This window comes from Psychroserpens luteolus (genome assembly GCF_021032705.1).
Classification (GTDB): domain Bacteria; phylum Bacteroidota; class Bacteroidia; order Flavobacteriales; family Flavobacteriaceae; genus Psychroserpens; species Psychroserpens luteolus.
On record NZ_JAHVXI010000001.1, the window covers coordinates 167,768 to 180,879 of the forward strand.

Genomic DNA, 13,112 nt, shown 5'->3' on the forward strand with positions numbered 1-13,112 from the left:
TTTTATTTGACCTATTATTTTATACTCATCCTTTTACCTCCATTCAACTTTTAAAATCTCTTTCATCCAAGGCAATTTTATCAAGCTTAAATTCCATGGCAAACGGTCTAGGAGTATATCTAATGTTTTATGTTCTACATACAACTTCCAGCCTGTTGCTTCATGGTCTAGCTTACCTTCTCTACTTAAAAATCCTTCTCGCAAACCATCTGGAGTTGTACTTCCCAAAGCTCCCCAATGCTCAAGAACCGCTACTAATAAGTTATTAGCTTCTTCTTTCTCTTCATCTGTTATTGACAGCGTATGATCTATAGGTATGTTAGTTGGCATTTGACAAAGAAACTTTGGCAATACCATTTCATATTCTAGTGGATTATTTTCACCAGTTGCCAGATAATGTAATAGTATTACTGCCTTACTTTGGCTTCTAAAATCTTTGAATCTATTTTCTTTAAGTAGGTTAAGGTTTTTAAAGAAACTATTTAAGAAAGGATGTATTAATACGACTCCGGCGTTTCTAAAAAATTGAGGGGAGTCTATTTGTAAATCATCTTGAGTTTCTTCTACATCTTTGGTATTGTCTCTTGAAGTGAGATCAGTTTTTATCACTTTGAGCTCAATGGTTTTGTCTTTTGAAGTATTCAAATCATCTGTTTTGAACACGTCTTGTAAAAAGGGATATACACTTTTAATTGGATTGCTTTTTTTTATTAATTCATTCCTGAATGTATTAACAAATGGATGATTAACGACCTGAATTCCTAAAGCTATACTATCTAACTTTTTTCTTTCGAGAATGACTTTCTTTAAAATTATTTCCCAAGCATTAATTTCAAATACCCTATAGTGCATTAAGTTCGAGTGGATTGATTTCTCATTAAACAATTGTTTTAATTCACTAAAAAAATCTAATAATTGTATCTGAGATATCGCTGTGTATAATTCTACTATTGATTTTAAGTCTTTCAATTTATGTTGAAGGATTAATCTTTGAAGCACCACTGGATATTGTTTTATTTTATTCTCTAATAGCGTCACTGCATCTATATCTAACGCAAGTGTTTCTAATACCAACTCCATCCAATTTTCTTCTGGTTCAATAGAATAGGAAGGTAAAATCCCTTTTTCTAACCAGTGTAGCCATAATTCAAAATAATAGCGTCTAAGGAGTTGATGACTCTTTCTGTTTAGTTTTTGTTCTTCGTGATGGTTTTTATGATTCGTGTTATATTTTTCCTTTAGGTACTTTTTTAGAATTTTTTCTTTTTCATTATAGTGGCTGTCCTTTTTTAATTCCGATTCATCGTTAAAATGATCTTTACTTTTAAGTTCCGAATCTTTTTTCTCTAGAGAATAATTATGTATTTGCTCTTTTATTTTTTCTTCTAAAAGACTAATTATTTTGTTTACTATTTCACTAATACTATTATCGGTACTTAAACCTATGCGACCTATATCTAACTCAATTTTATTTATACATATGACCTCATTTTCACTTACGACTCTATCAAATAGATTATTTAGCTCAGGTAATAAATCGTTCCATAACAAATCACTCATACGCTGTTGCATGGCATATATTTTATCAGAGGAACTAACTTGCAGTTCTAAAATCTGTTTTCCTATGAGGTGTTTATCGGTCATTGTATTACTTCAATATTCTTTTTAATTGGTTTAGAGATTTTCGGTTCACTAATGATTTCACCTCTTCAATATTCCATTCTTTGACTAACATTTGAAGAGAAAGGCCTTCGCGTTTTAAAACTTGAAGATTGGCTTTTAGGCTATCGAGATCTTCTTTTTTGATTTCTCCTTTCTGATGTAGTACCATATTGTCAAATAAATGCCATGTTGCATTCTTTAAGAGGTAAAAGAAGCCTTCTATATTATTGTCTTTTTGTAAGCTGTATCTTTTAAAGAAATTTACTAACTGAGTATGAGCTTTCACGGTAGGTATATTTTGTAGAAAAAATAGTGTTCGCTCATAGCTTTTAGTTTTCTGAATATCATTATTTGTTAATGATTTTATATCCGATAAGTACTTAGGTTTTCTCTTTCTCACAAGAGTTAGCACATCTCTTTCTTCACTTACAGATTTTTTGACTTTTTCTATAGATGTTTTTGATTTGGGCGTCTTTTTAGATGTTTTACGCTTTGAAACTGATTTCTCTTTTACATTTACAGACTCTAAATTTGAAATCTCACTATAAATTACAGAATCTGATGCTTCACAACATGACCAAAAGATGGTTCCCTTGGTCTCATTTGGCATACAGCATTCATCATCATTCACCCAGTCCTTTTCCTCACAATCACAATCACCTTTTTCGCCTGGCATTGTAGGACAAGCAGCTTCAGATTTTAGTGTTTTAATGCAATCTGCCAAAGTGCATATTGGTAACTTTTGAGGTCCGCATAGATATTTTTTAGAACTTTCTATCCATTCTAACCATCTTTGATATTCATCTTCAAATTTGCACATGTTAGATGGGCTTAACCATAAAATATTTAGTCCAACTAAAGCAGGTGCTTCCTTGTAAAGTAACTTTTCAAAAACCTGTCTAGATTCATTTGTTCTAAATTGTTTTATCCATCCTGGCAATGCTACAGTTGCCCAAAATGAGTAGGGATCTGTGCCTGGCAAATAATAAATTTTGTTTTGTTCTGTGTTATTTGAACATGGATCCTCTTTATCCATATCTGGTTGCCATTCTATATCACAGCAATAATCTGGACATATAGGTAAGAGGCAATTTTCAATGTTATTACTTACAGAAACATCATCACCTGTATGAATACTGTGACCACATTCATTTGCCGTTTTAGGTCTTAATAAAATATGCTCTAAAAGGTGCATCCCAACATTATTTACACAATCTTTAGTTATTTGAATGGCGTCCTCTACTTCCTGTAGACATTTATATTGTTGCGGATGGTATGCTAGTACTTTACTCGTATCAATTATTTGAAAAGAATATGGACCATATTTTGTTTTTGAAACAGACTCAAAATCAAATGTTTTCTTTAACTCTATCAATTCTCGAAATGCTTTGAATGCATCAAATGCTTCCGAACAACAAGAATAACAATTACTGCTTATAAATGGATGCGCCTCGTCACATGCATCGTTTTTTTCAATAGTATTTTCGCTATCACATCCACAAGGTTGTAACTCCTCTTCTTTAATCCCTTCATCGTCTTCTTCCAAATAGATTCTATAGCAGTAGCCTTTATCTGTTTTATGTATTGGGAAGTGATTTATCAAAAAGTGAAATTGGTCAATATCTGAATCAAACAAGTCTAGTAATTTAGTAGCTTTATCGTGCTTTGTACGTTTTTCATCTCTGCAAATCCCGCTTTTAATCTCTTCTTCTGTACATATATATGTTTTAAATTTTTCAACTAAGCACTTCCTGATTTCAACTAATTGCTTATCTCTTTCTAAGCCTTTAGAGCATAATTTTAAGCATTCCCTAATGTCATGAACCATATCACAACATATTTTAAATGGCTTTTTGTTTGATTGAAATGAATCTATGTGAGTCAATGGATGATCATCTAAAATAATCTCATCATTTTCAAAGAGTAATCCTGTTGTATAGTTATCCCAATTCAATGCTTTTAAGCTATCCATCCATTCATTTTTTTGATGGTCTCTCTCGCATTCAGAATTATACCAGCACTTATGATCAACTACAAAATAGTCTGGTGAAACCACTTTGAATTTCCAATACTCTTGATCACAGACTGGAATATAATTTTTATCATCTTCTGCGGCATAAATAAATGCTCTAACTCCTTTCGGAATACAATCTCCGCATGAATTTTTATCTTCTGGAAATGCGTCATCCCAAGCTTCTTCTTTTGAGATAAAATCACATGAACTTTCAGCAAGAACCTCAACTAGACCAATATAAAACTTACCTTTTTCACATAGAATTCTACAATTATTATAAGTTCCTGCCAAGGTGTAAAAGTGTCTGTAAGCATGCATAACCTCATCAATACTATTAAAACAATCTACACTATCCCATACTAAAGTACCATGATATTCATTTTCATCTTTTAATGTGCAATCGGTGTCAATTAATTCTTTATCTGATACAACGACACGATATTTATATTTATCCTTACACTTTTGAATCTCTTTATTTTGTTCTTCATCTTCATCATCAATTTCAACTTTGTATAAAGGATATAAATTAGCCTGTTGTATATAGTGATCTATTAATTCTTGCTCTTTTTTATCGGTTTTTCTTTTGTCTGGAATTACTGCAATAAATGATATATCATCACATGTTTTATCCTCAGGTTTCTTATACTCTTCAACAGGACTTATTTTTCCACCAGGTATATATTGCTTTGGGTCTCTAGCTAGATTAATGACTTCAAACCATTCTTTGGACCACGCATCTTCGGCTTCTTTTTTAGTTGCATAGCCAACATAACTTGTTAAGAGAAATTCATTATCCTCATTATCATTAAAACATACTTGATAGTGATACTTTTTTTTGTCTTTATCTGGACAAACAACAATATCTTTTACAGGACATTTATTTAAGTTTACTGGAGGTATTATGCCACAAACATTGGTTTTTATGGACTCTGTTTGCTCTTTTCTTAGACATAGATATGGACTCTTAGCTAATGGTGAATTTTTTTTGTAAAATCGCCATTCATATGATTTTTGCTGACTCTCAGCCATTTGAGAACGCACAAATTCTTGATTAGGAGCTTTACTGTCTTTATATATCTTACTTATATAACTTGTTAATTCTCTTGCAGTACTTAAATCTCCTTTAACCCTCCCTTTTTTATATTGTACAGCTATAGGAGATGTTTTATGATACAACCTATACTGAAAAGGTTTCCCTTTTGGTTCTTTTAATGATAATTGAGGTAATTTTTTTACAAATTCTGTATATGCTTTTTTGGCTTCTCCCTCATTATCATAAGAAGCTTCACTTATAAAAAGGGGATTTAATTCATTGTATACATTCGTATTACCATAAATAAATTTAAACTGTGAAGGTGTAGATATGATATCAAATTTATAAATGTGTTCCTTACATAATTCATGACAACTTTTTAGAGATTCAGACGCTATAACACTATCAAAATTTGATTGTGCTCTTACTTTTGATGAGAATTCAGCTTCTGACTTTAATAATACATTTTCATTATCAAGCAAAGACCAGACGTATGTATTAGGCTCTTTTTTAATCAGAACAGGAGCTGCGTTGCTTTTAAAAAAACGTAGTATTGACTTTAAAGCATTGTTTCTATTTGATGCTATTTCAAAGTGTTCGGGAGGTAAAGCTAAAAAGGAGTTATGCGCATCTCTAAGTAAAAAGTTATATTCAGGGTTTCCTTCGTCACCTGATTGTAAATAATTTTTTTTGGTCTCCCCAAATTTGAAAGCTTTGTTCATTTCTTGTAAAGCTTCTTTTTTAGAATCGTAGACGCAATAACTCACAAGTGATGTTAAATCACTGTTAATAGGAATTCTAAACCCTAATTTATCTGTTTCCTTAACATATTTTGGTTTTACTGTTCTATTACTAAAAACTTTTGTACACTGCTTTATAATGTCGGTTTTACTCTTCTCTAGCTTTCCTGATACGGCTATAATTTTTTTCTTTTCATTTTTTAATACTAACCGATGTGTTTTCTCTCCTTTATCGAGGGTATAGTTTTTAATAGTACTTCCCAAAACTTTTGCTTTTCGCCACGCAGCTATTGCTTTATTTTTATCGGGATAACAATTTAATCCTTGAAAAGAAATTTGCTGATTTGGAATATTAAATACCCATTTATATCCTGTTTTATGTTTAACTAAATAATTATCGAGTGCGCCATTATTAATTACATCCTCCCAAGCTTTTTCATCACTATTAAAAGAAATTTCACTTATTATTTTTTTTGAACCTTTCGTATTGATATGCCATTTCCATGTTTCAATAGGACTAATTGTTAGAGATTTATCCAGATGAGTAGCGTCTAAATAGTGATTATCCTTGTCTATTGAAAGCAAACGATATGTTCTACTTTTATCAGAATACAATGAGTTAGGTAAAACTTGCGGGATTCCTATTTTTAAAAAATCACCTTTCTTTTTAACAGCACTATTTTTTGAGGCGATAGTATTACTTAGTCCAACTTCTTTCCCTTCACTATTTAATAGTTGTTGATTAAAGTGGTACTTGGTAATTATAATGTTCTCATCTTTTGGCTTCTCTGAAAACACTCTACTTATAGCACTAGCATTGAAACCGTTTAAGCTTTTTTCTAGTGCGTTATAAGAATCAGAATCTCGAAGCTGTAATAAAACCTTGTTTGCTGCACGATGTAATTCTTCTTTAGTTTCAAAACTTCTATTAGCTTTAAAAAGAGGAATTCCGTTTGGATCGTTAAGTAATAGTCTATAACATTCTGTTACTTCAAAATTGCATAGATTTCTTCTGTGGTAATTATGTATTCCTGATAATAATGATACTCGTTTTTCAAATCCGGAAACATTATTTGTATTCCATGATCGCTCTAAATAGTTAAATGCTTTCCCACGATTTCGACTTAATTCTGCAAATTCATTTATATATTTAGATTGATTATTAATCATGTCTTCTCTGCGCTCAGATTCACTTAACTTTCCTTTATATTGAAGTAGTGCATACTCTGTAAATTCTTCTCCAAATCTTGCTAACAAATGATCTAAAAATTGCTTCCGTCTAGAAATGTATTCTTCTTTGTTTTCTGTTAATTCTTGAATAAGATCTATGTATGATATTGGATGGTATATAATACCAAAGTAATGCTGGTCAGGGTCATTAGTTTCCGATTTATTAGTCACTAAATTATAACTTGTATTAGTAGCAGCAATAAAAGCAACATTTTTTGCTTCAATCTTCGCTTTACTAGCCGATTCATATCGTTTAGTTCCAACAATTAAGACATCATTTGGCAAGCTAGGACGTAATACAAAAAAGCAGCCGAAACGATCTTCTAAAATTTGAATGGTATAATTTTTAGCATAAAAAGAATCAATAATCTGATTGATATAAATAGAACGAATGTTTGCCGAAGAAAACGTAAACATATCGACTAATCTGTTTTTAGTGTCACAGGTATTTCCAATTGAAAATTCTGTTCTAGGATTATTCTCAAGCTGTTTCAATGCTTTTTCCCATGCATCATCTTCCAATACTGGATATGCTAGTACAGAACTTTGTTGTTGGGTTGGATTTGAATCATAAAATCTTAATAGGTCTTCTATTCCAGTGATACTTTCTGGAATTTGCGTGAAATACGTTTTCTTTTCGTCCTGAGTTTTATTTTGTTCTGATTTCAATGAAAATAACGAACGAATGTTGGTTAATTGTGATGTGTAGTTTGCTAATATTTGATCATAAAACATAAGGTAACTCTTGAGCTGTAACGCTTGAGTTTTACGAAGCAATGTTGCGCTTTCTGGTAAGCCATCTTCACCAATACCATATACTACAGGAAAATCATTTTGAATAGAATAGTAGTCGTTTATATCTTCATGATATACTCCAAAAGGAATTTCACTATTCAAACTAGTTGAAGGTAGTTCGAATTTTTTACTAAATGAAAATGATTTGTGAATTTTAAGTTTATCTATTTTTAACACCCCTTGTTCACTGTATATATCTACACAAGTACTTTCAAGAGAAAACACAGGGACTTCACAAGGTCCAATATCATGAGTCCAATTTAAAGGCAGAGAATCTTCACCTTCATTTTTATGTTCTTTATTTACATGTATTTTTTTTATTTTCCGAACCCCTTCTATACTAAGCACACTATGATATAAATCGGACAAACGGATTTCTCTACGCCTTTCATAAGCTTCTAACTCATCGGTATCAATAAATCCAAAGCTTTTTTCGCTATATGGTCTTCCTGCAAAAATAGTATCGATGGTTTTTCCTTTGTTGAGAAGTTGGTTAAGCGTATAATATCTAATATCGGGTTGAATACTATTTTTTAACGCTTTAATAATTTCTGAATATATGATTTTGGGATCATATCCTGCACGTATTTCCACATCGACACAGATACCAAAATTAATAGGCTCCAAAATCTTTATATCTATAAAATCTTCACATAAATTTCGATGTTGTAAAAGCCGTTCTCTGACTTCTTTTTTAAGCGCGTCTTCGTCTGCAACATCATTCCCTTTTTCTATATAAACTTTATACAACCCATTTAAAAAGAGCTCTTCATATTTTGCATCTAAACCACAATCATCATTATCATTATTAGAATTGCGTGGGTAAGAACAGCTTAAAGCATTTGCATTTTGATCTATAAATAACTTTACTTCCTGATTAGCTGGTTCTAACCAAGCATTTCGAACACCTTTTATATCTAAAAGTAATTTTCTATAATCGGTTATAGTTACTGGGTTTACAGTAAGTATTTCCAAAGGAGTTAAAAAATTATCGTCTTTATCCTGATTGTTCTCGCGAGCAATTAAATCTTTGAAAGGAAGGTTTGTTTTATATCCTAAATCTATTAAAGCATATACTAAAACCTCTAGAATTGTTATTCCTGGATCATGTACGTTATGGTCTGTCCATATTTTACCTGCCAAATTTCCAATATGTTCAAGCCCTTCTTTTCTAAGATTCTTAAAATCTAGATATTGAGGCAAATCTGGGTCGAGTTGCTTAATAGCAGATATTGTGTTTTCTGATTCTTCTGACATATTTACATTAATTAATATGATTAATCAGTATTATAGGTTCTTTATCTATACATTCATTATCTTCTGGACATTCCTCCTTATCGGTATCAACACATAGTGTTCCGCCCGTTAAAACAGATCTTGCTGTCAATGGTTTTATGATAGATCCTGTTTGCCCACACGGACCAACTAAATCAAGCTCTGAAATAAAGTCTACATATTCAAGCTGTTCAACAAAACCAACGATATCTGAAAAAAGCACTGCTTGTCCAAAAGCTAATTTTTCAGAATCACCTAGTGACCAAGGCGCTAAGAATAAGTGGATGTCATCTTTTAGTTTTTGCTTATAGAAATCATCTGACTTACCACGATGCAGTCTAACAGAAATGGTCACGTCAACATATTCAAACCTTGGGTTCATCACTTTTAATCGGGCAAAAGGAGAAGTGCGTATTCTAATATGATCTCCAATTTTTTCTAATAGGCTTATTGGTACTTTTGGTTCTTGTAAGTTTCCCGATTTGAGCTTTGTTAAATCAGGAATTACAGTTAGCACTACATAGCCAGGAGCTATTTCTAGGTCACGTTCATAACTAATAGCCGAAAGTCCCATGGTATGTGTAATACATTTGGCTTTATAAATTTCTGGAAACCCTTCTAAAACAATTTTCTCATAGTCATTTAGCATTAATGCTCTACCTTTATGCTTTAGGTGTTCGCTTACACGCGTATAAAAATGTCCATTCGCCTCTGGTTTTCTACCTCCAAATGCAGGATATATTTGCTCGACTTTTTTAACATTAAAATCACCTTCAACTAATTTTGATATACTGCCAGGTTTAAGTTCATTTTCTAATCTGCTTTTGTCGCTTAATTCACTAAATCTAGCCGATGTTTTTACAGCTTGTGTATGTACTCCTATGATTTCGGCTGTTGCCTTTACATTTTTTGGTGATGATGCTCTAATCCAATACAATGGGTCAGGCATTATTGTATTTCCATTGTTATTTATATCATCTGGTACTGCGATAGTAACGATACCTGATACTGTAAATCCATCTGTTTCATCTGAAATAATGTCAAAATCATATGCTAAGGGTTTCCATTTATTCTCACTTAAGTAAGCCCAATCGACCTGTGCTCTATCTAGTTCAGAATTGGCTGTTGCTTCTGCTAATTGGAAAAGTATTGATAGGTTTCCTCCTTTCGTTATATTCTCTATTCCAATGAATAGTGTGCCTTCAGCATCAAAATATGGAAAAAGTGTTGGGCTTTGTTCAATATCCTCGTGCTTAGATGTATTTTCATAAGGATAGAGATGAATGATATCCATATTGTTTTTTTCAGCACTTGCCGAATAATCGATATATAAATTTTTAATAATAGGTGTCCATGGTTCATTTGGGATTAATGCCTGATAGGCATTTGTATTAAAAAACTTCAAAATATTTGAATTATCGAGTATAACATAAAAATTATCAAACGAAGTTTTAAGATTAAGAATATATGTATCTAGTGCCTCACCGTCTAGTCGAAGCTCTAACAATGCATTTGCTATAAAATCTACAACGTCACCAAAAGCCTGATTTGCTGCACCATTGCCTATAGTAAGATTGTGAATACTAGAGCCTAGATTTGTTAAAAAAGTAGTAATTGCTCCAAGATCAAATGGATTTCCTAAAAAAGTAGTAATACTAGTGCTAATAGTAGTCAATTGTGTTTTTACATTCTCAACTGAAGCCAAAAGAGCAGTATCATCTTGAAGAAATTCGATTGCTGCTTCAACTGCATCATGAATCTTTTGTAATTCATCGCTTAGATCTGTTAAAACTTCTTCTATTACTAAACTAAAATCAAGAAAAGGATGTATCACCGTTTTTCCAGATTCCTCTATATAAATGGCATCTGTTAATTTTTTTCCACCATTCGCCTCAGTATTGGCATAAGCGAGCATTTGTCTTGCCAAGACAAAAGGGTATTCTTTATGTAAAAAATCTTGGTTAGCTAGAGTAAATCTCAAAAACCCATTAAGTGAATTTTTAAACAAATCTATAGGTTGATTATAGTCTATAAAACTGTTAACCCCTTTGTTTTCGACCTCCCATCCATATACAGTTGTATCACAAGTTAAATCTCCAAAAGCGTCTACTGTTTTTTCGAATAGCTTAATTTTAGATAGATTGTTCCAAGTCCCATCTTTTAATTTTCCTATCCTTAAACGAAAATCATCTTCATCTAAACCAAGTTTACTTATGTCTGTTGTTACATCTAAGTCTTTTTCTTTTTTGAGGTAGGCTTTATAGTAATCATTGAAACTATCGGGTTTATCCTTCCATTCTAAATTTACGCGTATAGAATCCCATTTTTTAAATAATACTTCTTTACTTCCTATATAAAAACTAGAACCAAAACAAGATGCATTATTATCATCTGTATTATCTTTACAAGTTGGTGTACCTTCAGGAGGCTCTAATTGATTCATAGGATCAAAACCTGGAACTTCAGGACGTAATCCGAATGGAAATAATTGACTTTTAATATCTAAAGTGCCTTCATCATTTTGAACAATTAAATTTTTGACACCACAAACTTTGACATCAATATCTGCATCAACTAATTTCAAACATTTCAGAAAGTTATAAGGTGAAATTTTGTTTTGAGGGCTTTCAATATCTTTTTTTCTCAAACAGCAATTTATATCTGAAGAAGGTATATCACATTCAATTTCTATGTCTTCATTTAACTCAATCTTTACTACAGGTTGTGATTCTTTTAGATTAAGTTTTTCGTTGAGTACTGTTTCGTCAAAAAAAGTTACTGGTTCAATTTCTGGCATTAATGTCACATTTATTTCAAACTCTATCTTACCAGACGGGTTTTTAGCGATGATTGTTGGCGTTGCCTGTATCCATTCCTTTTCACCACTAAACCAAATTTTAAATAGAGGTTCTACATTGTTATTTGAAGCAGTTATAAACGCTGGTAAGCATGATGTAATTGATTCCCTTTCTTCATCATTCTGAAATACTAAATCACAATTCAAAACAATTTTTATACTTCGTTTTCCTTCTTGCAATAGCAGCACTGGTGATGCCAATGCAAATCCTAATCTCGCTTTGGGATAGTCTTCTGGTGTTTCTTTTCCCTCTAAAATGCACTTACTATATTTTGAACCTAATGTGGGCCAATTTTTCGGTTGATCGTCTTTAAAGTCCTTTTCCTTTCCATCAGCTTTTTTTGCTACTGGTGCCATATATACACCCTCAATAAATTTTGTAGTATTGCTATTTTCAATAGGATATAAAGACAATGTTCTTAAGTCGTTAACTTGTGCTTTATCTATAACAATTTCCTGATCCAAACCAAATTGTATATCTTGTTTGTTAAGGTCCTTCCCATCTTTTAATAACAAGTCCTTTTTTAATAAGTAGGCGTCTTGATGATTTGCAACTTCAAACACAATATGAGCCATATCTGGAACAGCTTCTTTGGGAACCATTTTTAACACTTCCTCATAAAAGAAATCTAAATGCTTCTTAGTTAATTCATTGATGTTGCCTTGAAAATGTTTAAATAGTTCTAGAAAAGCAAATAGTAATGCAATATGCGGCTCGTGCTTTTTTTGTAGTGATTCTTTTAAAGGGATTAAGCTTTCTTCAATATAGTCTGGAGCTGCAATTACAATATTTTGCATACCCGTTAAAACTTGATAAAATATGGTATTCAATACGTCTCCTGCTTTTAAAAAAGCTTCTTTCTTCCCTTTTTTTACATACTTAATACATAAGTCCAATGCATATATCTCATCTACTTTTAACTGCCATGGCATTTTTATAAAATCAATGAAATTCTTTTTTGTTATACACAAAAAATTAGCACTAGAATTATACAAACATATATATGATGCTATAGGCTCTAAGAATGAGCTTTTAATGATTCCTACTAATGATTCGGTAAAACTATTCTCATTATATTCAACCGATTTATATAGTAATGTTATAGGAGTAATAATTTTATTAAATATAAAATTGAACAGTGATTCTAGAGATTCCTTTGAAGGATTTGCCTCTAACTCCTCATATAAGAGGAGAAATTGAGTCTCTAATTTGTCAATTGATGTTTTACTTAAAATTGCGAGTTGAAAAGGAAGGCTATCTTCAAAAAATAATGACCACGTATTTAATTCCTGAGATTCGCCATCTGTTTCCGTTTTTTTATACTGATAGAAATTAATCTGTCTTGCATAGTTATTAATTAAGTACAATCGATCGGCCAAAGTTTTTCCATCAATAGGAGCAGCATCTGTTCCTAAAGCCTGAATCACTCTATTTCTTTGGCTAGTTCCAGTTCTATTTTTTAATGGATGTGCTATGTTTGACGGATTTTTCATTTACTTAATTGT

The 13,112-nt window shown here is 31.8% G+C and carries 3 protein-coding genes; all 3 read right to left on the reverse strand.

What is annotated here, in order from left to right; genetic code table 11:
- Positions 1–33: 33 nt before the first annotated feature.
- Genes KWG70_RS00690 through KWG70_RS00700 form a run of 3 tightly spaced genes read right to left on the reverse strand, consistent with a single transcriptional unit; the run spans position 34 to position 13,100 of the window.
- Positions 34–1,644: a contractile injection system tape measure protein gene (locus tag KWG70_RS00690; RefSeq protein WP_230934062.1), complete on the reverse strand. Its 1,611-nt coding sequence runs from the start codon at positions 1,642–1,644 to the stop codon at positions 34–36.
- 4 nt (positions 1,645–1,648) lie between these two features.
- Positions 1,649–8,731, reverse strand: coding sequence for a hypothetical protein (locus KWG70_RS00695; RefSeq protein WP_230934063.1), 7,083 nt, complete (start codon positions 8,729–8,731; stop codon positions 1,649–1,651).
- A gap of 7 nt (positions 8,732–8,738) precedes the next feature.
- A complete protein-coding gene (locus KWG70_RS00700; protein ID WP_230934064.1) occupies positions 8,739–13,100 on the reverse strand; it encodes a baseplate J/gp47 family protein in 4,362 nt (1,453 codons plus the stop codon).
- Positions 13,101–13,112: the final 12 nt, after the last annotated feature.